This window comes from Speluncibacter jeojiensis, assembly GCF_029589495.1.
Taxonomy (GTDB): domain Bacteria; phylum Actinomycetota; class Actinomycetes; order Mycobacteriales; family Mycobacteriaceae; genus Speluncibacter; species Speluncibacter jeojiensis.
In genome coordinates this window covers 1-24,515 of the sequence record NZ_JAAIVF010000014.1, presented here as the reverse complement: position 1 = coordinate 24,515, position 24,515 = coordinate 1, and the positions used below count along the sequence as shown (strand labels likewise).

Annotated in this window: 13 protein-coding genes and 1 pseudogene; 8 read left to right on the top strand and 6 right to left on the bottom strand. The window is 71.8% G+C overall.

Going from position 1 to position 24,515, the window contains the following annotated elements:
* The 4 genes and pseudogenes from G4X40_RS22750 to G4X40_RS22735 form a co-directional block, all read right to left on the bottom strand.
* A pseudogene (locus G4X40_RS22750) lies at positions 1 to 218 on the bottom strand (hypothetical protein); the annotation flags it as partial.
* A gap of 109 nt (positions 219 to 327) precedes the next feature.
* Positions 328 to 1,074 (bottom strand): IclR family transcriptional regulator, encoded by a 747-nt coding sequence (locus tag G4X40_RS22745; RefSeq protein ID WP_277835921.1) that lies wholly within the window; start codon positions 1,072 to 1,074, stop codon positions 328 to 330.
* Between the two features lie 239 nt (positions 1,075 to 1,313).
* Entirely contained in the window at positions 1,314 to 2,732 is a 1,419-nt protein-coding gene (locus tag G4X40_RS22740; RefSeq protein ID WP_277835917.1) for a lipase maturation factor family protein, read from the bottom strand.
* Between the two features lie 75 nt (positions 2,733 to 2,807).
* Positions 2,808 to 3,029, bottom strand: coding sequence for a hypothetical protein (locus tag G4X40_RS22735; protein ID WP_277835916.1), 222 nt, complete (start codon positions 3,027 to 3,029; stop codon positions 2,808 to 2,810).
* A gap of 88 nt (positions 3,030 to 3,117) precedes the next feature.
* On the opposite strand from G4X40_RS22735, the gene G4X40_RS22730 reads away from it, so the two are divergent.
* Positions 3,118 to 3,714, top strand: a complete 597-nt coding sequence (locus tag G4X40_RS22730; RefSeq protein ID WP_277835915.1) for a TetR/AcrR family transcriptional regulator — start codon at positions 3,118 to 3,120, stop codon at positions 3,712 to 3,714.
* 50 nt (positions 3,715 to 3,764) lie between these two features.
* Here the strand turns inward: G4X40_RS22730 and G4X40_RS22725 are convergent, their stop codons facing one another.
* Positions 3,765 to 5,156: a metallopeptidase TldD-related protein gene (locus G4X40_RS22725; protein WP_277835920.1), complete on the bottom strand. Its 1,392-nt coding sequence runs from the start codon at positions 5,154 to 5,156 to the stop codon at positions 3,765 to 3,767.
* A gap of 9 nt (positions 5,157 to 5,165) precedes the next feature.
* On the bottom strand, positions 5,166 to 6,719 hold the full coding sequence (locus G4X40_RS22720; RefSeq protein WP_277835914.1) for a TldD/PmbA family protein: 1,554 nt from the start codon (positions 6,717 to 6,719) through the stop codon (positions 5,166 to 5,168).
* Between the two features lie 32 nt (positions 6,720 to 6,751).
* On the opposite strand from G4X40_RS22720, the gene G4X40_RS22715 reads away from it, so the two are divergent.
* From G4X40_RS22715 to G4X40_RS22685, 7 genes are all read left to right on the top strand, one after another.
* The gene (locus G4X40_RS22715) at positions 6,752 to 7,936 is read left to right on the top strand and encodes a sensor histidine kinase (RefSeq protein WP_277835913.1); all 1,185 of its coding nucleotides are present in this window, start codon (positions 6,752 to 6,754) and stop codon (positions 7,934 to 7,936) included.
* A gap of 9 nt (positions 7,937 to 7,945) precedes the next feature.
* Positions 7,946 to 8,620: a response regulator gene (locus G4X40_RS22710; RefSeq protein ID WP_277835912.1), complete on the top strand. Its 675-nt coding sequence runs from the start codon at positions 7,946 to 7,948 to the stop codon at positions 8,618 to 8,620.
* Positions 8,621 to 8,687: 67 nt separating this feature from the next.
* Entirely contained in the window at positions 8,688 to 9,185 is a 498-nt protein-coding gene (locus G4X40_RS22705) for an FxsA family protein (protein WP_277835911.1), read from the top strand.
* A 26-nt stretch (positions 9,186 to 9,211) separates the two neighbouring features.
* Entirely contained in the window at positions 9,212 to 10,840 is a 1,629-nt protein-coding gene (locus tag G4X40_RS22700; RefSeq protein ID WP_277835910.1) for an amidohydrolase, read from the top strand.
* Positions 10,837 to 12,627: an apolipoprotein N-acyltransferase gene (gene lnt / locus G4X40_RS22695; RefSeq protein ID WP_408642278.1), complete on the top strand. Its 1,791-nt coding sequence runs from the start codon at positions 10,837 to 10,839 to the stop codon at positions 12,625 to 12,627. Before G4X40_RS22700 ends, lnt begins: the two co-directional genes overlap by 4 nt.
* Positions 12,590 to 13,387, top strand: coding sequence for a polyprenol monophosphomannose synthase (locus G4X40_RS22690; RefSeq protein ID WP_277835909.1), 798 nt, complete (start codon positions 12,590 to 12,592; stop codon positions 13,385 to 13,387). The genes lnt and G4X40_RS22690 overlap by 38 nt, the downstream gene beginning before the upstream one ends.
* A 302-nt stretch (positions 13,388 to 13,689) precedes the next feature.
* Positions 13,690 to 24,515, top strand: a 10,826-nt coding sequence (locus tag G4X40_RS22685) for an amino acid adenylation domain-containing protein (protein ID WP_408642280.1), incomplete at its 3' end; no start/stop codon positions are given.

Here is a 24,515-nt window from a genome sequence, read left to right as displayed (position 1 = left end):
TCGTCGTCGAGTTCGGCGGTGAGGACTTTGACGGCGACGGTGCGGTCGAGGTCGGGTTGGGTGGCGCGGTAGACGGTGCCGAAGCCGCCGTGTCCGATCTCCACGACATCGGTGAACCCGGCCTCGGTCAACTCGGCGGAATCGAACTCCACGGCGAGGGAGGGGCCGGCACGGTGGGTGCTCACGCCCTGGGTCCTGAAGAGATCGCCCTCGGCCATCCGAGCCACCTACGATTCGGCCGTCGGGGCCGCCGCAGCACTGCGCGACCCCACCGTGATTCGGCGGGCCGTCAGGTCTACACAGCCCTGACGACCAGCAGAACCAAGGTTACACCGCGGCGGCCGTCGCCTTCTGCGGGAAAAGATCCGCGGTGGTCCGGCGTGCGGTCTCGACGACCAGCGGCGCGATGCGTTCGAGCGGAATCTGACGCGACTCCGGGCAGGCGGAGATCGCGGCGACCGGGCCCTCCGGACCCCGAACGGCCACCGCCAGGCTCGTGATGTTGCGGTTCATCACGCCGGTGCGGTCGAGCGAGAGCCCGTGATGCCGGCGGATCCGATTGAGTTCCTGGTGCAGACCGCCGAGCGTCCACCCGGCTGCGGACTCGGGCCGGCCCAGATGGGGACGCACCAGGGTGTCGACGCGTTCCGGGTCGAGCCACGCCAGCATCGCGCGCCCGCCGGTGGTGGTGTGCGCCGGAGTGCGGCCGCCGACCCGGGAATCGAGCGTGCTCGCGAACCGGCCGCCGAGCTTGTCGAGGAATACCTGGTCGGACCCGTCGAGGACGGCCAGGTGCACGACCATCCCGGTGCGCACCTGCAGTTCGTGCAGGTGGGGTGCGGCGGCCTGGCGGATCTCACCGTGCGCGCCGTCGTTGCCGCTCAGCCGCAGCGCACGTCGGCCGAGCCCGTAGCCGAGCGCGGTGTGGTCGACCCAGTGCAGCCGGACCAGCTGGTCGAGGATGCGGTGGGCCGTCGACCGGGGCAGCCGGGTGCGGGCCGCCACGTCCTCGAGGCTCAGCCGTGTCGAACGCCGGTCGAAGGCGTCGAGGATGAGTGTCATCCGCTCCACCATCGACGGCGGCACGTCCCGGCGGGTGCAGGACGGGGCTGCGCTGAGGGCTGTGGGCACGGGAGCCTCCTGGTTCGGCGTGACTGCGCATGCGGCGTCGGCGGGGATCCGATTCGGCCGGGCACTGCGGTGTCCACTGACACTGTGCGCCGCGGACGTACCTGTACGGGAGGGTCGATCTACGCGGATGCGTACCTGACTTCGGTGCCGACGAGGGCCGCGTGCCCGACGGGTCTGCCCGGTCACCTGCCGCCGAAACGGGCGAGGTCGACCGGCGGCAGGCACACGCTGATCGGCTCCCGGTCCCACCACCGCCCCGTGGCCCGCCGGGTGCGCCGGTCGGTGAACCGGTATTCGTAGAGCCGCGCCCGGACGAAGTGCGGCGGCAGGTCGGGGAACGGATTGCGGCGCAGCAGGCGCAGCGTGTCGGGGTCGTTCTCCAGCAGCCGGCGCACGAACCCACCGAACCAGCGGTCGCCGTAGCCGGGTGAGATCGCCGCGAACCACATCAGCCAGTCCAGCCGCAGGTGATACGGCGCGTACTGGCGCGGCCGGCGCTCGGGCGCGCCGGGCTTGCCCCTGAACTCGTATTCACGCCACCGCGTCGCCGGCGTGACGACGGCGTCGTCGGTGCCCTCGACGACGATCTCGGTGCGGACCTTGGTGATGTGGCCGAAGGCGCCGTACGTGTTGACCAGGTGCCACGGCTCGAACGACGCGTTCATCAGCTGGTGGTGGCTGAGCAGGTTGCGGACCGGCCGGTAGCTGAGCAGGGCGATTCCGGCGGTGACGGCAGCAGTGACGACGGTGAACCAGAGCGGGGTGGAGGTGATGGTCGGAGCGGCGCCGGGCAGCAGCGAGTCCGGGATCACCGAGCAGGCGAGCACGATCGTCAGCCAGTTCAGCCAGGCGAAGTTGCCGCTGGCCACCAGCCACACCTGGGTGACGATCATTATCGCGGCAGCGATCCCCGCCCCCGGTTGCGGCGCGAACAACCCGAACGGCACGACCAGCTGGGTGAGGTGGTTGCCGGCCGCCTCGACCCGGTGCAGCGGCCGGGGAAGGCGGTGGAAATACCAGCTCAGCGGCCCGGGCATCGGCTGCGTCTCGTGGTGGTAGTACAGGCAGGTCAGGTTCCGCCAGCACGGGTCGCCGCGGATCTTGATCAGGCCTGCGCCGAACTCGACGCGCAGCAGCAGCCACCGCAGCAACAGCAGGATCGCCACCGGCGGCGGGGTCGACGCGTTGCCGACGAACACCGCCAGGAACCCCGCCTCGAGCAGCAGCGACTCCCACCCGAAGCTGTACCAGAGCTGACCGACGTTGACGATCGACAGGTACAGCGCCCACAGCACCAGCCACACCGCCATGCACGCCGGCAGCGGTAGACGTGCGGTCACCCCGGCCACCGTGACGAGCGCGAGCGCCGCGCCCGTCCAGGCGACCGCGGCGAAGAAGCGGTCCGAATAGTGTCGGCAGAAGATGCTCGGCGAGCGCCAGAACGTGGTCCCGGACAGGAAACGGGGGATCGGCAGCATCCCGCGGCTGCCCAGCAACGCCCGGAACTGGCGGGCGGCGGCGACGAACGCGACCAGATACAGGACCGCGAGGCCTTCCGTGAAGAGCCACCGGCCGAGGTGCCCGCCGCCGATCCAGTCCATTACCGCAAACCGGGGTCCGTCTGTCTGCGCTGATCCTGTGCTGAACGGTACTCCGGTGGGTCGGGGCTCGATCCGCTACCGGAGGTGACCGTCGCGGTTGGCGCGGGTGTGCGCCCATCCGGCGAGGACGACCCCGACGATCGTCAGGGTGAGGCCGAGCGCCAGGCCCGGGCCGAACCCGTCGACGACCGTGCCGAGGGGCCCGGAGTTGTCCGGATCGACCAGCAAGCGGATCACGTCCTGGGCGCCCACGACCAGGAGCGCCATCCCCAGTACCTGCAGCGCGACGTACTTCACGGCAACCTCCGGACGTTTAACATTGCAGTTGCATCGTAATAGACTGTGACAGCTCATGCAATGCGACTGCATTGCAAACGGAGGGTGCATGCCGAAGATCGTCGATCACGAACAGCGTCGACAACGCCTGGCAGAGGCGGTGTGGACGCTGACGCTCGGACACGGACTCGAAGGGGTCACGCTGCGCAAGGTCGCCGCGGAAGCGGGGGTGTCGATGGGAATGGTGCAGCACTACTACGACACGCGAGCGGACATGGTGCGTGATGCGATCGACCGCGCGATCCGGGCACTGAACGGCCGGATCGAATCCGCGGTCGCCCAGGCGGCGGGCCCGGACGCCGAGACGATCCTGCGGGAGTGCCTGCGTGCCGTGCTCGCCGGCGACGAAGAGGGGCTACGGCTGATCAGGTTGTCCGTCGCCGTTGCCGCGCAGGCGTTCTCGGATCCCGCGCTGGCGGCGGTGCTGGCTCCGGTCGACGGCGAACTGCTGGACTTCACCGGCGAGATCATCGACGCAGCCCGCCGGGAACGCGGCACCCCCGGCCGGGGCGGTGCCCGGATCGACGCCGACATCTGCTGGAGTCTGGCCACCGGACTGGGCGTGGACGTCGCGCTCGGCCACCGCACGGTCGACGAGGCGGCGCGCATCCTCGACCACCACCTCGACGGTCTGCTGTCGGCGTGACGCCTACCGCGTCATGACGTACCGCGTCCCCAGCTCACCGGATGCCGACCTCATTGGGCCCGGCTGACCGACGACATGTGGAAATCGGGGATCCGGAGCGGCGGCATGGCGGTGCGGGTGAACCAGTCCTTCCACTCGCGCGGCAGGGTCCGCTCGGTGGCGCCGGCCTCGGTGGCGCGGCGCAGCAGATCCAGCGGGCTCTCGTTGAACCGGAAGTTGTTCACGGCGGCGGTGACCCGACCGTCCTCGATCAGGTAGACGCCGTCGCGGGTGAGGCCGGTCAACAGCAGCGTGGCCGGGTCGACCTCGCGGATGTACCACAGCGTGGTAAGCAGCAGACCCCGCTCGGTCGCGGCGACCATCTCGTGCAGTGATGCGCAGGAGCCACCGGTGAGGGCGAGATTCTCTCCGGGCACCGCCACCGGGGCGGCGAACTCGGTGGCGCCCGACCGCGGGTAGGCGAGTGCGCCCAGGGTGCCGTCGCGAATCCAGTCCACCGCGGTGGCGTCCATGCCGTTGTCGAACACCGACACGTCGTCGGTCGAGGATGTGACCGCCACGAACGGGGAGTACTCGAGTCCGCCGAGTGCGGGGTCGGAGCTCAGCGTCAACGGCATCGCGGCGAGGCGTTCGCCGACCCTGGTGCCGCCGGGCCGGGCGAAGGCGTTGCGCCCCTCGTGCGCGCCGCGGCCGCTCATCGCCCACAGCAGCGGAATCATCAGATCGGCGACCGTCGACGGCGGCAGCACGGTCTCGTACCGGCCGGCCGGCAGCTCCACGGTCCGGCGCGACCAGCCGAGCCGGGTATCGAGTTCGGCGAGCATCGCCGGCACGTTCACGCCGGTCAGGTCCGGTGATCCGGCGCCCACCCACGCGCTGGCCGGATGCCCGTCGACGGTGCGCTTGCCGTTGATCTCCACCGACCCGATCGGTTCGTCGAACCGGCGCCGCAGCCCGGACGTGCTGCCCAGCCAGGTGGTGCGCACCTCGTGCTGGGCGAACCCGTAGAGCTGCGTCGCGGCCGACCCGGCCGCATCGGATCGGGCGAAGCCGTCGGCCAGGCCGTCGGCGATCCGGTCGAACACCCCGATGTCGGTCGCCGCGGCCCGCGCGGACCACTGTTGGTCGACGCCGCCGGCCGGTGCGATCGGCGGCGCGGCGTCGGTGGCGGGCTCGGCGCGCCGAGCCGCCTCCTCCGCGGACCGCACCACCGCGGCGATCTCGTCGGGGTCGACCGTGCTCGCGGTGACCACGCCGGCCGCCGCCGGGGCGCCATGCACGGCGATCACCGTCCACGACCGCCGCGTCGACACCCCGTTGGTCGTCATCGAATTGCCCGCCCAGCGCAGCGACGCCTCGGACGTGTCGGTGACCAGCACCGTCAACGCGTCGACGGTCGCGAGCGCCAGTGCGCGCTCGACGAGTTCCTGTCCCGGCAGCATCCCCATCGGTCAGCGGCCTCCTTCAGCACGGGTGTTGAGCACGTTCACGCCACGGAAGAGCGCGCTGGGACACCCGTGGCTGACCGCCGCGACCTGTCCGGGCTGAGCCTTGCCGCAGTTGAAGGCGCCGCCGAGCAGCCACGTCGACGGCCCGCCGACACCCTCCATGGCGCCCCAGAAGTCGGTGGTGGTCGCCTGGTAGGCGACATCACGCAGCTGCCCCGCCAACTCGCCGTCGCGGATCCGGTAGAAGCGCTGACCGGTGAACTGGAAGTTGTAGCGCTGCATGTCGATCGACCAGCTCTTGTCGCCCACGACGTAGATGCCGTCCTCGACCCGCGAGATCAGCTCCGCGGTACTGGTGTCGCGCACCGGATCCGGCTGCAGCGACACATTGGCCATCCGCTGGATCGGCACGTGATGCGCCGAGTCGGCATAGGAGCACCCATTGGACCTCGGCAGACCCAGCTTCGGCGCGAACGCGCGGTCGAGCTGATAGCCGACGAGGATCCCGTCGCGGACGAGATCCCAGCTGCCCGAGGCCACCCCGTCGTCGTCGTAGCCGACGGTGGCCAGCCCGTGCGGCTGCACCCGGTCGGCGGTCACCTGCATGATCTCCGATCCATAGCGCAGCGTGCCGAGCAGGTCCGGGGTGGCGAACGACGTCCCGGCGTAGGCCGACTCGTAGCCGATGGCACGGTCGTACTCGGTTGCGTGCCCGATGGATTCGTGGATCGTCAGCCACAGGTTGGTGGGGTCGACGACCAGGTCGGTGGGACCCGGCTCCACAGTCGGCGCGGCGGACTTCTCGGCGAGCAGGCCCGGGATGCGGTCCAGTTCCTCGGCCCAGTCCCAGGCGTCGGGGCTTCCCGTGTTCGCGTCGGGCAGCAGGTATTCCCACCCCTGCGCGGTCGGCGGGGCGAGCGTGCGCATGGTCTCGAAGCCGCCGGCCGTGTCCACGGCTACCGCGTCGAACTCCGGATGCAGCCGCACCCGTTGCTGGGTGATCGTGCTACCGGCCAGGTCGGCGTAGAAGACCTGCTCCTTGACCTGCAGGCACGACGCGGTGACGTGATCGACCTCCGCGGCGTCGAGCAACCGGCGGGAATGCTCGGCGAACAAGGACACCTTGTCACGGGTCGGGACAGAGAACGGGTCGATGCGGTGGCCGCCCACCCACACGGCGTCCCGGTACACCGGCTCGTCCGCCCACTGCACCCGCTCGCGGCTCAGCCGCCCGAGCGAGTGCGCCACCTGGACCGCGCGGCGGGCGGTGGCGGCGGCGGTGTCGGGCGTGAGCTCCGCGTGCGCCGCGAAACCCCAGGTGCCGTCGACGAGAACCCGTACGGCCAGGCCGATCTCGTCTGCGTCGACGACCGACTGCACGGCGCCGTCGCGCAACCGGAGCGACTGGGTGAGCAGCCGGTGCACGCGCAGATCGGCGTGGCCCGCCCCCGCCGACCGGGCGGCGCTCAGCGCCGCATCGGCCAACGCACGCAGCGGCAGCGCGGTGAAGTCCTCGTCGACGCCACGCTGCCCGTTCGGGGTTCGCTCACCTGCCATGCCGTCACCGTAGCGCCCCCTAAGGTGACTGCATGCGCAAGTTCAGCCTGTGGCTGCGCGGTCAGCCGCTGATTGCGGACTCTCTCTTGGCGCTGGTGGTCTTCGGCCTGGATCTGCTCAACCTCGGGCAGAGTCACAGCCGCACGCTGTACGTCGCGACCGGTGTCGTCGTGTGCCTGCCGGCGGCGCTGCGCCGGGTGCGTCCGGTGCTGTCGGCGTGGACGCTGCTCGCGGTGACCGTGGTGGTCGTGCTCGTCGGCGCCCGGTACGACGAGGCCACCGCGGTGCGCCCGGCGCTGGTGCTGCTGGTGCTCGCGCTGTACACACTGGTCGCGTACGCGGGCCGGCGCCGGGCGCTCTGGTATTCGGCGGGGCTGATCGCGGAACTGATCCTCGAATCGGTCGTGCTCGACCGGGCGATGCTCGAGAACGTGCTGCTGACGATCAGCCTCTACGCGCTCAGCTGGATCACCGCCGAGTTCCTCGGGGCCCGACGCGCCTACGACCGCGAGGTCGCCGCCCGGCTCGAGGTGGCCGAGTCCGACCGGGACCGGCGCGCCGAGGACGCCGTCGCGCAGGAGCGCACCCGCATCGCCCGCGAGTTGCACGACGTCGTCGCCCACGCCGTCAGCGTGATGATCGTGCAGGCGGACGGCGCTTCGTATGCGCTGCACAGCAATCCGGAACGCGCCGAGCGGGCACTGGAGAACATCGCCGCGACCGGGCGCGCCGCGCTGGCCGAGTTGCGCCGCACGGTCGTGCTGCTGCGTGCACCGCAGGCGCCGGAGCGGCTGCCCGCGCACGGCACCGCCGGGGTCGCCGAACTGGCCGAGCTGATGCGGCGCGCCGGACTGCCGGTGCGGCTGGACCTGCACGGCGAACTCGACGACATCGCACCGTCGGTGAGCCTGGGCCTGCACCGCGTCGTTCAGGAGTCGCTGACCAACGTGCTGCGGCACGCGAACCCGGGCGCCGAGGCCCGGGTGGTGGTGCGGCGCGGCGAGCGCGAGGTCGCCGTCACGGTCACCGACACCGGGACGGGGAGCCCGGCCGCGGGGCCGGCCCGGTTCGGATCCGGGTCGGGGACCGGACTGCTCGGCATGCGCGAACGCGTCGCGGTGCTCGGAGGCACGCTCGAGGCGGGTCCGGCGGCCGACGGCACCTGGGTGGTCCGTGCGGTGCTGCCGCTGCCCGACCCCGACACCGGCGCCCATTAGGTTGGGACCATGCCGATCACCGTGCTCCTGGTCGACGACCAAGAACTCATGCGCATGGGACTGCGCATGGTCCTCGATGCCCACGAGGACATCGCGGTCGTCGGCGAGGCGGCCGACGGGGCGGTGGCGGTGCGCCAGGCCGCGGCCCTGCACCCGGATGTCGTGCTGATGGACGTGCGGATGCCGGTGCTCGACGGCATCGACGCGACCCGCCGGATCCTGGCCGCCGACGAGCGCTGCCGGGTACTGGTCATGACGACGTTCGACCTCGACGAGCACGCGTTGGGCGCGATCCGGGCGGGGGCCAGCGGATTCCTGCTCAAGGACACGCCGCCCGAAGACCTGGTGTCGGCGATCCGGGTCGTCGCGGCCGGCGATGCGGTGGTCTCACCGAAGGTCACCAAGCGGCTGCTGACGCGGCTGGCGGACCCGGGCCACGGCAGCGACGGCGCCACTGCCACGGCGGCCGCGCCCGGTCTCGGCGACCTCACCGACCGGGAACGCCAGGTGCTCGAACTGGTCGCCGAGGGCCTGTCGAACGGCGAGATCGCCGCGCGACTGGTGCTGTCCGAGGCCACCGTGAAGACCCATGTCGGCCGGATCCTGACCAAGCTGGGCCTGCGTGATCGCGTGCAGGCGGTGGTGCTGGCCTACGAGAGCGGGGTCGTGCGGCCGGGGGCGTGACGCGCCCGATCGGGTGGGATGACCGACGCCTCGGGAGCAAAACCGGTCGCCCGTTCGTTGCCCGGGCATGATGCTGCTGCTGTTCGTGCTGTACCTGCTCGTCGAGGTCGCGGCGGTGGTCTGGGTGGCGTCGATGATCGGTGTGCTGTGGACCGTCGCGCTGCTGCTCGGCTCCCTGCTGGTCGGCTTCCTGCTGTTGGCCTCCCAGGGCAGGCGGGTGCTGCGCGACCTGCGGCGCGCAACCCGCGGCGACGCCTCGCCCGGCGGTGTGGTCGCCGACGGCGCGATGGTCGCGGCCGCGGCGGTGTTGCTGATCGTGCCCGGTCTGGTCACCGGAATCCTCGGCATCCTGCTGCTGATCCCGCCCACCCGTTGGGCGCTGCGTCCGCTGCTGGTGCTGGTCGGCGCGCGCCGCTTCGGTCTGGTCGCCACCGCGGGGTCGGCCGGCTACGGGGTGTACCGGCACCATCGGGGCGCCGGCGCCACGGACGAGACGGTGATCGACGGGACAGTCGTCGACAGCACCGTGCTGCACCGGCCGTCGATCGACCCGTATCGCCCCTGATCACCGACCGGTTCCGGGTCGTCGTGATGCGTGGGGGCAGACTGTCCTCCGTGACTACCCAACTGCTCGTCGGCGGGCGCATCTACAGCCCCACCAATCCCGATGCCACCGCGTTCGCCGTCGACGGCGAGACCGTCACGTGGGTCGGCGAGGACAGGGTGGGTCGCGCGCTGCATCCGGACGCGCAGGTCACCGACCTCGGTGGGGCGTTCGTCGCCCCGGCTTTCGTCGACACCCACGTACACACCACCGCGACCGGGCTGCAGCTGATCGGGCTCGACCTCGCCGGCGTCCGGTCGGTCGCCGAGTGCCTGGCAGCGGTGCGCGCCGCGGCGCAGCCACTCGCGGACCCGGCGGCGATCGTGTGGGGGCACGGCTGGGACGAGTCCCGCTGGCCCGAGGGGCGCGCGCCCCGCACCGGCGAACTGGACGCCGCCGCCGGCGGCCGTTCCGTCTATCTGAGCCGGATCGACGTGCACTCGGCGCTCGCGTCGACCGCGCTGCGCGGCGCCTGCCCGGAACTGCCGGCGGCGGCCGGGTACCACCCCGACCAGCCCCTGACCGGCGAGGCGCACCACCTGGTGCGGCGGGCGGCGCTGGCCGCGCTGCCGGTCGCGGACACCGACCGGGCGCGGCGCGCCGCCCTCGACCACGCGGCCGCCCACGGCATCGCCGCCGTGCACGAATGCGCCGGACCGCAGGTGTCCGGCGTCGACGACCTGGGGGCGCTGCTCGCGCTCGACCACGGCATCGAGGTCCGCGCCTACTGGGGCGAGGCGGTCGCCGACGCCGACCAGGCCCGCGCGCTGCTCGAGACCACCGGTGCGCATGCGCTCGGCGGCGACCTGTTCATCGACGGCGCACTGGGTTCGCACACCGCGTGGCTGCACGAGCCGTACGCCGACGCGCCCGAACTGACCGGGCTCGCGCACCTGGACACCGACACCATCGCCGCGCACCTGCGGGCCTGCACCGAGGCCGGCATCCAGGCGGGCTTCCACGTCATCGGCGACGCCGCCGTCTCCGCGGCGGTCGAGGCGCTCGCCCGGGTCGTCGACGAGGTCGGCGGACCGGCCGTCGCCGCCCGCGGACACCGCCTCGACCACCTCGAGATGGTGACCGACCGGCAGGCCGAGGCGCTCGGCGCGTGGGGTGTCATCGGCGCCGTCCAGCCTGCGTTCGACGCCGCCTGGGGCGGACCCGGCGGGCTCTACGAACAGCGCCTCGGACCGGTGCGGGCGCCGGCGCTCAACCCGCTGGCGAAGCTCGCCTCGGCCGGTGTCTCGCTGGCCTTCGGTTCGGACGCGCCGGTGACCGCGATGGACCCGTGGGCGATGATCCGCGCGGCCGTGCACCATCACACGCCCGGCAGCGGGATCTCGCCGCGCGCGGCGTTCTCCGCGGCCACCCGCGGTGCGTGGCGCGCCGGTGGGGTCCGTGACGGGCTGGCCGGCACGCTGGTGCCCGGCGCCCCCGCGACCTATGCCGTGTGGGAGGCCGGCGACCTCGTGGTCAGCGCCCCGACGGACACCGTGCAGCGCTGGTCGACCGATCCGCGCTCACGCGTGCCCGCACTGCCCGACCTCGACCCGTCGGCGCCGACGCCGGTGTGCCTGCGCACCGTGCTGCGCGGGCACACCGTCTTCGCGCGGTGAGGCGACTGCTCGGGGCCTGGGGCCGCGTGCTGCCCCGGCAGATCCTCTCGATCGTGGCGGGACTGCTGGTGTACGTCAGCTTCCCGCCGCGCCCGCTGTGGTTCCTCGCACCCGTCGGCATCGCGCTGCTGGTGCTCGTGCTGGTGGGCCGAGGCTTGATCGAACAGGGCGTCGTCCACTCGAAATCGGTCTCCTCGAAATCCCCGGGCCGACGGTGGCGCGGCGCCTTCGGCTACGCCTACCTCGCCGGGCTGGGCTTCCTGGTCCCGCTGCTGCCGTGGGTGGGGGTGTACGTCGGGGCGGTGCCGTGGCTGGCGCTGGCGGGGGTGGAGTCCCTGTTCATCGGTTTGTTCGGCGTCGTCGCCGTGACGATCGCACGGGCGCCGGTCCCGCGTTGGTTGCTGCCCGTGCTGCTCGCGGCGGGCTGGTCGTTGACGGAGTGGCTGCGCTCGAGCGTGCCGTTCGGCGGCTTCCCGTGGGGCCGGTTGGCGTTCGGTCAGTCCGAGGGCTGGCTGGTGTCGCTGGCGAGCATCGGGGGAGCGCCGCTGCTGAGCTTCGGGGTCGCGCTGACCGGCGCGGGGTTGGCCGCCCTCGTGGTGGGCCTCGCGTCCCGGTCGCGCCGCCAGTTGATCGTCGGGGCTGTGATCTCGACCGTGCTCGCGCCGATCGTTGCGGCGGCGATCTTCCCGACCCTGCCGACGATGGCCGACGCGGACACCGGTCGGACCATCACGGTCGCGGCGATCCAGGGCAGCGTGCCGCGGCTGGGTCTGGACTTCAACTCCCAGCGCCGCGCGGTGCTGGACCTGCACGTGAAACGGACCCTGCAACTCGCGGCCGACGTCCGAGCCGGGCGGAGCCCGCAGCCGGATGTGGTGGTGTGGCCGGAGAACTCCTCGGACATCGACCCCCTGCGCAACGTCGACGCCTATCAGGAGATCTCGGCGACGGCCTCGGCCATCGGTGCGCCGATCCTGGTCGGCGCGGTGCTCGCCAACGACGACGGCACGACGACGAACTCGGTGATCGTGTGGGACCCGATCACCGGTCCCGGCTCGCGGCACGACAAGTCGATCATCCAGCCGTTCGGCGAGTACATCCCTTACCGCAGCTTCTTCGAGCATTTCTCCTCGTATGCGGCGAAGGCCGGAAACTTCGTGCCCGGCCATGACGACGGCGTCGTGCACGCATCGGGGATCCCGATCGGCGTGGCCACCTGCTACGAGGTCGCGTTCGATCGGGCGCTGACCCGGGCGGTGCGCGACGGTGCGCAGTTCATCGCGGTGCCGACCAACAATGCGACCTTCGGCCGCACCGAGATGACCTATCAGCAGCTGGCGATGTCGCGCGTGCGCGCGGTCGAGCACGGGCGCGCGGTCGTCGTGGCGGCCACCACAGGAGTGAGCGCGATCATCGCACCGAACGGCGCGGTCCAGCAGGAATCGCCGTTGTTCGTGCCCGACGCGCTCGTGGCGCGGATCCCGCTGCGGACCGGTATTACGATATCCACTCGGCTCGGCGCGTGGCCGGAGATCGTCCTCTGTCTCGTCGCCGGCGCGGCGTTCGTCGCCGGGCTGCCGTTCGTCGCGCGACGGCTCGAGGCGCGGGTGGGGGCCGGGCACCCGGCTGACGGGTCGCCGGCAGACGAAGCGCAGACGGATACAAGTACAGACACACAGCACGACCACACAGTGCGGACGGTCCGCGATGTGCAGACGGTGCCGGCACCCGCCGGTGAGGAGGAGCCCGATGGCAACGGGGACGCCGAGCGATCACGTGAACTCTGACGAGCAGACGCCGAGCGCGCGGACTCTGGTGATCATCCCGACCTACAACGAGCGGGAGAACCTGCCGCTGATCGTCGGCCGCGTGCACGAGGCGCTGCCGCACGTGCACGTCCTCGTCGTCGACGACGGCAGCCCCGACGGCACCGGACAGATCGCCGACGACCTCGCTGCGGCGGACGCCGACGACCGCATCCACGTGATGCACCGGACCGAGAAGAACGGTCTGGGCGCGGCGTACATCGCCGGCTTCCACTGGGGCCTCGAGCGCGACTACACCGTGCTGGTCGAGATGGATGCCGACGGCAGCCACGCGCCCGAGCAGTTGCACCGGTTGCTCGACCGCGTCGACGGCGGCGCCGATCTGGTCCTCGGTTCGCGCTACGTGCCCGGCGGGCAGACAGTGAACTGGCCGAAGTCGCGGGAGTGGATCTCGCGCGGCGGCAACCTGTACTCCCGGCTCGCCCTGGGCGTGAAGATCAACGACATCACCGGAGGCTACCGGGCCTACCGCCGCGAGGTGCTCGAAAAGATCGATCTGGCCGCGGTGGCCAGCCACGGCTATTGCTTCCAGGTCGACCTCGCGTGGCGCGCGCTGCAACTCGGGTTCACGGTCGTCGAGGTGCCGATCACGTTCGCCGAGCGCGAGTTCGGCGAGTCGAAGATGAGCGGCGGCATCGTCAAGGAGGCCTTCTTCAAGGTCGGCGGGTGGGGCGTGCGCAGCCGCTGGGACAAGCTCCGCCGGCTCGCCGGATCGCGTTGAGGCGGGTGGGGGAAGCCCACACCTGGGGGTGAGAATCCGGGTCGAGTCGACACGTGCTTGACAGTGCAACGATTTGGCCACAGGATCGAGACCGAACACATTGAGCTGTGTCATCACGATGATGCGTCTCACGGAGATCAGTCGCAGCACTCGTGGTGTTGGTCTGGGGCAGCGCAGCAAGAGTCACTCTCACTAGGGGGCTTGCGTTGGCACCTCATGGTAGAAACCTGTCCGGACAATCCCTGGCGTCCACATCCGCCGTCCCGGCCGAGGCGTTCCCGCTCTCGGCCGCGCAGCGGGGCATGTGGTTCGCGCAGAAGTTGGCGCCGTCGGTGCCGATCTTCATCGCGCAGTACGTCGAGTTGCACGGACCGCTGGACGTGGGATTGCTGCGGCAGACCACGATCGCGGCGGCGAAGGAGTTCGAGTCTCCGCTGATCAAGCTGCTCGAGGTCGACGGTGAGCCGTATCAGCTGATCGATCTGGACACGGACTCGACGATCCCGCTGATCGACTTCCGGGAGGAGCCGGATCCGCTCGCCGCCGCGCACGAGTGGATGGACACCGACTATGTCACGCCGATCCCGCTGATCGACGGCCCGCGGCTGGTCGAGATGACCCTGTTGCAGGTCGGCAGCCAGGACTACCTGTGGTACAGCAGGATTCACCACGTCGCGCTCGACGGCTACGGTGCGATGACGATGCTCAACCGGATCGCCGCACTGTACACGGCGGCGGTGGAGGGCACCGATCCCGGCCCGGCCACCGCGGCCGACCTGCACAAGCTCTACGAACTCGACGAGCAGTACCGGACCTCCACCCGCTTCGACAACGACCGCGCCTACTGGCGCGAGCGGCTGGCCGGACACGAGCACGGGTCCACGCTGAGCACCCACTGGGCCCGGACCGCGGCGCGCAGCCGACTGGCCAGCGCGGCGCTGTCGGAGTCGGCCATCCGCAGGTTGGACAAGGCCGACGAGCAGATGCGCGGTACCGCCGCGGCGGTGCTGATCGCGGCGTTCGCCGCGTACCTGTCCCGGATGACCGGCCGGTCCGACGTGCTGGTGAACATGCCGGTGTCCGCGCGCACCACGATGCCGCTGCGCCGATCCGGCGGCATGCTCGTCAACATCGCCCCGCTGTGCATCACCGTCCGGCCCGACGACACCGTCGGTGAGCTCATCGGCCGCGTGCAACTCGAACTGATGGGGGCGCTGCGCCACCAGCGCTGCAGCATCGAGGACATCCGGCGCGACTTCGGCGGCAACGGCAGCGGGAGCCTGGAACTGTTCACCGGGCCGATGGTCAACGTGATGCTGTTCCGTCAGGAACTGCGCCTGGGGGAGCTGGTCGGGGAGTACCACATCGTCACTTCCGGACCGGTCGACGACCTGCTGATCAACATCTATCAGAGCGGCAACCCGGTGCAGACCATCCTGGGCTTCCGCGCCAACCCGAACCGGTACGACGACACGGAACTGCACGCGCACCACGCCGGTTTCATGGAGCTGGTCGAAGAGTTCGTGGCCGCCGATCCGCAGACGACGATGGGCGCGATCCACGAGCCGAGCGCCGCCGAAGGCGCGCGACGACTGCGCCGGCGCGAACGGGGCGAGTTCTGGCGCGCCGAGCTCGGCGGCGTGAGCCCGGCCGCCACCGGCGAGCACGAATCGGCGCCGCTGTCCGTCGCCGAGCAGTGCCGACGGTTCGCCGCCGACCACGAGATGCCGGCCCGGTCCGTGATCGCCGCCGCGCTGACCGTGGTGCTCGCCCGGCTCGCTGACGTGGGCGAGGTCGTGCTGGGAGTGGACGCGGGCGACGGGGCGGTGCCGGTGCGTGTCACCGTCGATTCCACGATGTCCTTCGCCGACCACGCGGCCGACGTCCGCGACCGCGAAGAGCAGGCGCTGGCCCACGCCGACGCCACGTTCGACGAGATCCTCGCCGCCGCGGGGCTGCCCGACGACCTCACCGTCGAGGGACTGTGCCGCGCACTGATCGGCCGGCCGGACGGCGAAGAACACCACGGCGACGGCGTGACCGTGACGGCCGCGCCGGGGGTGGCTGCGCGACTGGTCCGCGCGCTCGCCGCCGCGGTCGCCGACCCCACCGGTGCGGTCGGCGATCTGCCGCTGCTCGGCGACGACGAACTGGCCGGGCTGGCCCCGGTGGACGGGCCCGCCGCGGAACCGCCGCGCACGCTCGCTCAGATTCTGACCGACGCGGCGGCGCGTGAGCCGGAGGCCACCGCGGTGATCGACGGCGATCGGGTGCTGACCTATGCGGACCTCGACGAGTGGTCGAACCGGTTGGCGCGACTGCTGATCGGCCGCGGCGCCGGCCCCGAGACGGTGGTGGCGGTCGCGGTGCCCCGGTCGGTCGCGTCGGTGTTGTCGGTGTGGGCGGTCGCCAAGTCCGGTGCCGCCTTCGTCCCGGTCGACCCGCACTATCCGCCCGAGCGGATCGAGCACATGCTCACCGACTCGCGGGCGCTGCTGGTGCTGGCGATGTCGGGAGAGGAGTCGCACCTGCCGTCGGACATCCCGCTGCTGGCGCTCGACGACTCGTCGCTGCGCGCCGAGCTCGAAGCGCAGCAGGCCGGGCCGATCACCGACGCGGACCGCAGCGCGCCGGACACGATCGGCAACCGCGCATACCTGATCTACACCTCGGGTTCGACCGGAATCCCCAAGGGCGTCACGATCAGTCACCGCGGGCTGGCAAACCTCGCCGCCGAGGCGGTGCGGCACTACCGGGTCAGCGCGTCATCGCGGACCCTGCACTTCTCGTCGCCGAGTTTCGACGCGTCGATGCTCGAACTGATGCTTGCGGTCGGCGCCGGCGCGACGATGGTGATCGCCCCGCCGACGATCTTCGGTGGCGAGGAACTGCACGAGCTGCTGCGGACTGCAGGGGTGACCCATGCGTTCGTCACGCCGGCTGCGCTGGCGTCCGTGGGCCCGGAGGGGCTGTCCGCGCTCAGGACGGTGATCACCGGCGGCGAGGCCTGCCCGCCGGAACTGGTCGCCCAGTGGGGAACCGGCCGGGAGCTGTTCAACGCCTACGGTCCCACCGAGACGACCGTGATCGGCGCGCTCAGCGAGGCGCTGGTGCCAGGGGAGTCCGTCACGATCGGCCGTCCGCCCACCGGCTGCCGGGTGCTGGTGCTCGACCATCGGCTGCACCCGGTACCTCGAGGTGTGCCCGGCGAGCTGTACATCGCCGGCGACGGCCTCGCCCGCGGATACCATCGCCGCCCGGGCACGAGCGCCGAACGTTTCGTCGCGAACCCCTTCGCAGACCCGGGCGAACGGATGTACCGCACCGGCGACGTGGTGCGCTGGAACCGGGCGGGCGAACTCGAATATCTCGGGCGCGTCGACGACCAGGTCAAGGTGCGCGGTTTCCGCATCGAGCTCGGCGAGATCGACTCCACGCTGACCGCGCACCCGGACGTCCGCTTCGCCGCGACAGTGGGCCGGCCCGGACCGTCCGGCGTGACCGTGCTGGTGTCCTACGTGCAGCCGGTGAACGGGACGCCGGTCTCGCACGCCGAACTGCTCGAACTGGCGTCCGAGAGTCTGCCCTCGTACATGGTGCCCAGCGCGATCGTCACACTGGACCGCATCCCGCTGACCCCCGCGGGCAAACTCGACCGCAAGGCGCTGCCGGAGCCGGACTTCGACGCGCGCACCGGCGGATTCCGCGAACCCACGACCCCCACCGAGGAAGCGATCGCCGAGGTGTTCGCCACGGTCCTCGGCGCCGACCGCATCAGCATCGACGACAGCTTCTTCGACCTCGGCGGCAACTCCCTCGTCGCCACACGGGTCACCGCTCGCGTCAATGCCGCGCTCGGCACCGAGATCGGCGTGCTCGACCTGTTCGAGTCGCCGACGGTGAAAACGCTCGCGGCCCGGGCGGACACGCTCGGGCCGCGAGCTTCCCGCCCACAGCTGCGGCGGATCGAACCGCGGCCGGACCCGTTGCCGCTCTCGCTCGCCGGACAGCGGATGTGGTTCCTCAACCAGCTCGATCCCGGCACGGGTGCCTACAACATCCCGGTGGCCATCGAACTGCGCGGCACGCTGGACCTCGCGGCGCTGCGGGCTGCGCTGGCCGACGTGATCGAACGGCACGAAACCCTGCGCACCGTCTACCCGGAGTCCGAGGCGGGGCCGCACCAGGTGGTGCTGCCCGCCGCGAGCGTCGTTCCCGAGTTGCGCGCCGTCCCGTCGGAGACGGCGCCCAGCCCGGACGAGTTCGCGGCCCGGCCGTTCGATGTGAGCACCGAGGTGCCGCTGCACGTGCAACTGGTCCGCCACGCACCCGACCACCACACCCTGGCCCTGGTGGTGCACCACATCGCGACCGACGGCTACTCGATGGGGCCGCTGGCCCGGGACGTTATGGTCGCCTACATCGCCCGCCGCGAGGAGCGGGCGCCGCAGTGGTCCCCGCTCGCAGTGCAGTATGCGGACTACACCCTCTGGCAGCGCGAGATGCTCGGCACCGCAGACGATCCGGGGTCGTTGACCGCGCGCCAGCTCGACTACTGGCGTGCGGCGCTCGCCGGCGCACCGGAACTGCTCGAGCTGCCGCTGGACCGGCCGCGACCGGCAACGCAGTCGGGTCGCGGCGGCGTGTACCGGTTCACCGTCCCGGTCGAACTGAACCGGCGGCTGCTGCGACTGGCCGCCGAGCAGGGTTCGAGCCTGTTCATGGTGCTGCACGCGGCGCTGGCGGTGCTGCTGGCACGCTGCGCCGGGGCCGAAGACATACCGATCGGCACCCCGGTCGCCGGGCGCGGCGAGGCCGAACTCGACGACCTGGTCGGGCTGTTCGTCAACACCCTCGCCCTGCGCACCGACGTCGACCCCGACACGTCGTTCCTCGAGCTGATCGACCAGGTGCGCCTGCGCGACCTCGAGGCCTTCGGCAACGCGGACGTGCCTTTCGAGCAGGTCGTCGAGGCGGTCGACCCGCCCCGCTCGCGCGCGCACAGCCCGCTGTTCCAGGTGCTGCTGGTCCTGCAGAACGCCTCCGAGGTGAACCTGGCACTGCCGGGACTCGACGTCGACGTGCGCGAGATCGACAACGGGACGACCAAGTTCGACATGCAGCTCACGGTCACCGAGCGGCCCGACGGCACCGGGCGCCCGACCGGGCTCGCCGCGGAATTCACCTACGCCACCGACCTTTTCGACGAGTCGACGATCGACGCGCTCGGCGGGCGGTTCGTACGGATCCTGCGCGCCGTGACCGACGACCCGGCGATCGCGGTCGGCGACATCGACCTGCTCGACCCGCTGGACCGCGAGCAGGTTCTCATCGACTGGAACGCCACAGCGCACCCGCTGCCGGCGACGACGCTGACGGCTGAACTCGTCGAGCAGGCGGGGCGGACGCCGCAGCGGGCCGCGGTGGTGTTCGGTGACGCCGCGCTGGACTACGCGACGTTCGACGAGCGGGTGTGCCGGCTGGGGCGGTCGCTGATCGACCGTGGTGTGGGGCCGGAGTCGCGGGTCGCCGTCGCGATGCGCCGCAGCGCCGACCTGCTCGTCGCGATCCACGCGGTGATCCGTGCCGGCGGCGCCTATGTGCCGATCGACCCCGACCACCCGCGCGAGCGGATCGCGCACATCCTCGACACCGCGCGACCGGTGTGTGTGCTGACCACCTCGGCGGATGCGAAGGGGCTGGACAGTTTCGCCGACGGTGCGGTCGAGGACGTCGGCGTCGAGACCGTCGCGGTCGACACGCTCGATCTCGGCGGCGTCTCCGGGGCGCCGATCACCGACGCCGAGCGGATCGCGCCGGTGCGGCCCGAGAACACCGCCTACGTGATCTTCACCTCCGGGTCGACGGGTGTGCCCAAGGGCGTCGCGGTCTCGCACGGGGCGATCGTCAACCGCCTCACCTGGATGCAGCACGCCTACCCGCTGACCGCCGACGACGTCGTGCTGCACAAGACGCCGATCACCTTCGACGTCTCGGTGTGGGAGTTGTTCTGGCCGTTACTGGTCGGCGCGTCGCTGGTGGTCGCCGAGCCGGAAGGCCACCGCGATCCGGCCTATCTGGCCCGGGTGATCGACGAGCAGCGGATCACGACCATGCACTTCGTGCCGTCGATGCTGTCCGCGTTCCTCGCGGGCGCCGACCGGGACCGGTGCGCCAAACTGACCCGCGTGTTCTGCAGCGGCGAGGCCCTGCCGCCGAGCACCGTCGCCGAGTTCCACGCGTTCGTCGCCGAGGGGAGCGGCGCGGAGGCGAGCGGCGAGGGGGCGACGCTGCACAACCTGTACGGACCGACCGAGGCGGCGGTCGACGTCACCTCCTGGGACTGCGGCCCGACGGACGTGGCGCGGGTGCCGATCGGCGCACCGGTGTGGAACACCCAGGTGTACGTGCTCGACCGGCGGCTGCGCCCGGTGCCGGTCGGCAGTCCCGGCGAGCTGTACCTCGCGGGAGTCCAACTGGCGCGCGGCTACGTGGCCCGGCCGGAGCTGAGCGCGGACCGGTTCGTGGCCGACCCGTTCGGCGGGGCGGGCGCGCGGATGTACCGCACCGGTGACCTGGTGCGCTGGCTGCCCGACGGCAACCTGGAGTACTTGGGCCGCACCGACTTCCAGGTGAAGCTGCGCGGCCTGCGGATCGAGCTGCCCGAGATCGAGCAGGTATTGCTCGACCACGACGACGTCGCCCGGGCCGTGGTGGTCGTGCACCAGGGGGCGGCGCTGGTCGGGTACGTGGTGGCCCCGGCGGGGCGCGCGATCGACATCGCGGCGGTGCTGGACCACGTGCGCACGCAGCTGCCGGACTACATGGTCCCCGCGCAGTTGGTCGTGCTCGACGAGTTCCCGCTCGGTCCCAGCGGCAAGCTGGATCGGCGCGCCCTGCCGGACATCCAGCTGGCCGTGCACGCCGGCGAGTACGTCGCCCCCCGCACCCCCGCCGAGGAGGTGCTGGCCGCGATCTTCGCGGACCTGCTGATCGAGTCGACGCCCGAGGAATCCACCCGAATCGGCGTGTACGACAGCTTCTTCGACCTCGGCGGCAACTCGCTGGTGGCAACCCGCATGGTCGCGCGGGCGGCGGCGGCCCTCGGCACCCCGGTGGCGGTCCGCGACCTGTTCGACGCGCCCACGGTCGCCGGACTCGCCGCGCTGGTCGCCGACCGCGGTGACCGCGACCGGACCCGGCCCGCGCTGACCCCGCGGCTGCGGCCGGCGCTCGTGCCGGTGTCCACGGCGCAGCGGCGGATGTGGTTCATCAACCAGTACGACACATCCTCCGCCGCCTACAACGTGGTGCTCGCGCTGCGGCTGACCGGCGCGCTCGACCGCCCGGCGCTGACCGCCGCGCTCACGGACGTGCTGGCGCGGCACGAGTCGCTGCGTACCGTCTACCCGGCGGTCGAGGGCGAGCCCACCCAGGTGATCGTCGCCGCCCGCGAACTCGCGCCCGACCTCGAACCGCAGCCGGTCGACTCCCCGGAGCAGCTGCAGGAGCGGATCGCCGCCGAGGCCTCCCGCGGATTCGACGTCGCCGCGCAGGTGCCGGTGCGGGCCACGCTGTTCGCGGTCGGCAGCGACGGCAGCGAAGACGGGGGGACGAGCGAGCACGTGCTGATGGTGGTCGTGCACCACATCTGCGCGGACGGCTTCTCGCTGGCGCCGTTGGCCCGCGACCTCGTCACCGCCTACACCGCACGCACCGCCCACACGCCGCCGCAGTGGACGCCGCTGCCCGTCCAGTACGTCGACTACGCCCTGTGGCAGCACGAACTGCTCGGCGCCGAGGACGACCCGGAGTCGACCGCCTACACCCAGCTCGACCACTGGCGCGCCGAGCTGGCCGGGCTGCCCGACCTGCTCGCGCTGCCACTGGACCATCCACGCCCGGCGCAGCGCTCCCAGCGCGGGGCACGGGTGGACTTCGCGATCGACGCCGAGTTGCACCGGCGCATCGTGGATCTCGCCCGTTCCCACGGCGCGAGCGTGTTCATGACCGTGCACGCGGCGCTCGCGGTGCTGCTCGCCCGGCTCGCGGACACCGACGACGTGGCGGTCGGCACCCCGATCTCCGGTCGCGGCGAGGCCGGGCTCGACGAACTGGTCGGCATGTTCGTCAACACGCTGGTGCTGCGCACGCAGGTCGACGCCGGGGCCGGTTTCGGTGAACTGCTCGCCGCCACCCGCCGCGTCGACCTCGCCGCCTACGCACACGCGGACCTGCCGTTCGAGCGGTTGGTGGAGGTGCTCAACCCGGCGCGGTCCACCGCGTATGCACCGCTGTTCCAGGTGATGCTCGAGTTCCAGGACACCGCGCGCCCGAGCGTCGACCTCCCGGGCATCGCCGTGTCGGCCTACGACCTCGAATCGAACATCGCGAACTTCGACCTGCAGGTCACGCTTGCCGAACAGTTCGACGACGCCGGCGCCCCCGCGGGCATCAGCGGTGGGCTGCGGTACGCGACAGACCTGTTCGAGGCCGGCTCGGTGCGCCGTTTCGGCGACCGGTTCGTGCGGATCCTCGCGTCGATCGCACAACACCCCGACGCGCCGGTCGGCGACATCGACCTGCTCGGTCGGCGCGAGCACCGCACACTGGCGCCGGTCACCGGAACCGCGGACACCGCGCCGCGCACGCTGGTGCGGATCCTCGCGGACGCCGCCGACCGGGATCCGCAGTCCGTCGCGTTGACCTACCGCGGCACCGATGTCACCTACGCCGAACTCGATGAGCGGTCGAACGCGCTCGCGCGGGTGCTGATCGACCGCGGCGCCGGACCGGAGGTCTTTGTCGCACTGGCCCTGCCGCGCTCACTCGACTCGATCACCTGGCTGTGGGCGGTCGCCAAGTCCGGTGCCGCGTTCCTGCCGGTCGACCCGGACTATCCGGACGACCGCATCACCCACATGCTCACCGACTCCGGTGCCGCGCTCGGCGTGACCGACACCGAACACCGCGACCGGCTGCCCGACGTGGTGCCCTGGCTGGTCACCGACGACGTGGTGCAGGGCGACCCGGCGATGACCGTGCCGCTGACCGACGCCGACCGGTGTGGTCCGATCCGGCTTGCCGGTCCGGCGTACCTGATCTACACGTCCGGCTCGACCGGCACCCCGAAGGGCGTCGTCGTCACCCACGCCGGCCTGTCCGCCCTCGCCGAGGAGGAACGCACCCGGTTCGGGGTGGACGGCGGCTCGTCGGTGCTGCACTTCTCGTCGCCGAGCTTCGACGCGTCGGTCCTCGAATTGCTGCTCACCTTCGGCGCCGGGGCGCGAATGGTGATCGCCCCCAACGGACTGTACGGCGGCACGGACCTGCACGCGCTGCTCGCGGACGAGCACGTCACCCACGCGTTCATCACCCCGGCCGCGCTGGCGTCGGTCGACCCGGCCGGGCTGGGTGATCTGCGCGCGATCGGCACCGGCGGCGAGGCCTGCCCGCCGGACCTGGTGTCGCAGTGGGCGCCCGGTCGCACCATGATCAACGCCTACGGGCCCACCGAGGCGACGGTCGCCACCAGTATGAGCGATGCGCTCGTCCCCGGCGAGCCGGTCACGATCGGCGGCCCGACCCGCGGCTGCGCGGAGATGGTCCTCGATGCGCGCCTGCACCCGGTACCGGTCGGCGTCGCGGGCGACCTGTACGTCGCCGGCGCCGGGCTGGCCCGCGGCTACCACCGCCGCGCCGGCACCACCGCGGAACGGTTCGTGGCGAACCCGTTCGGCGGTCCGGGCGAGCGCATGTACCGCACCGGCGACGTCGTGCGCTGGGTGCGCGGCCAGGGCGGCACGATGCAGCTGGAGTACTTGGGCCGCAGCGACTTCCAGGTGAAGGTCCGGGGCTTCCGCATCGAGCTCGGCGAGATCGAGGCGGCGCTGGCGGCGCACCCGGCGATCGCTCGGTCCGCCGTCGCCACCCACACCGACGGGCAGGGCGTGTCCCGGCTGGTCGGCTATGTCACGGCGGCCTCCGATCAGGACCGGCCCGAGGCGGCCGACGTCCTGGCGTTCGTCGGCACCCGGCTGGCGCCGTACATGGTGCCCGCGGCGCTGGTGGTGCTCGACGAGCTGCCGACCTCGCCCACCGGCAAACTGGACCGGCGGGCGTTGCCGGAGCCCGATTTCGGGGCACGTGCCGGTACGGGCCGGGCTCCGGTCGGCGAGGTCGAGTCGGTGCTGGCCGGCCTGTTCGCCGAGGTCCTGGGACTGCCCGCGGACACGGTCGGCGTCGACGATTCGTTCTTCGCCCTCGGCGGCGACTCGATCATGTCGATCCAGCTGGTGTCGCGGGCCAAGGCGGCCGGGCTGTTCCTGTCGCCGCGGGACGTGTTCGAACGCAAGTCCGTCGCCGGCCTCGCCGAGATCGCGGTGCCGCTCGCGGCCGGCGAGTCCGCCGTGCTCGAGGAACTGCCCGGCGGCGGGGTCGGCGAGGTCGCGTTGACGCCGATCGTGCACTGGATGCTCGAACGAGCCGAGGCCACCACGCCGGACGGCGACTACGTCGACTTCGGTCGCCACTCACAGGCGGCGCTGCTCTCCGCGCCCGCCGACCTGCAGATGACGACCCTCACCGCGACCGTACAGGCGGTGCTCGACAGGCACGACATCCTGCGCGCCCAGCTGTTCCGCGACGACGACGGCTCCTGGCGGATGATGGTGCCGCCGGCCGGCGCCGTCTCGGCCAGCGACATGGTGCGGCGCATCGACGTCGACGCGGACTCCCGCGAACCCGAGTTCTCCCCGATCGTGACCCGGGCACTGGACGAGGCGGAGGACCGCCTCTCCCCGCAGCAGGGCCAGATGTTGCATGTGGTCTGGCTGGTCCCTGCTGCGGGCCCGGGTCGCCTACTCGTCGTCGCGCACCACACTGTGGTCGATGGGGTGTCGTGGCGGGTGTTGGTGCCGGATCTGGCGTCGGCGTTCGCGCAGGTGTCGGCGGGTGGGTCGGTGGAGTTGCTGCCGGTGGGTACGTCGGTGCGGCGGTGGGCGCGGGGGTTGGTGGACTCCGCTGGTGAGCGGTCCTCGGAGTTGGGGTTGTGGCGGTCGGTGCTCGACGGTCCGGATCCGTTGATCGGGTCGCGTCCGTTGGATTCGGCGGTGGATGTGGCGGCGTC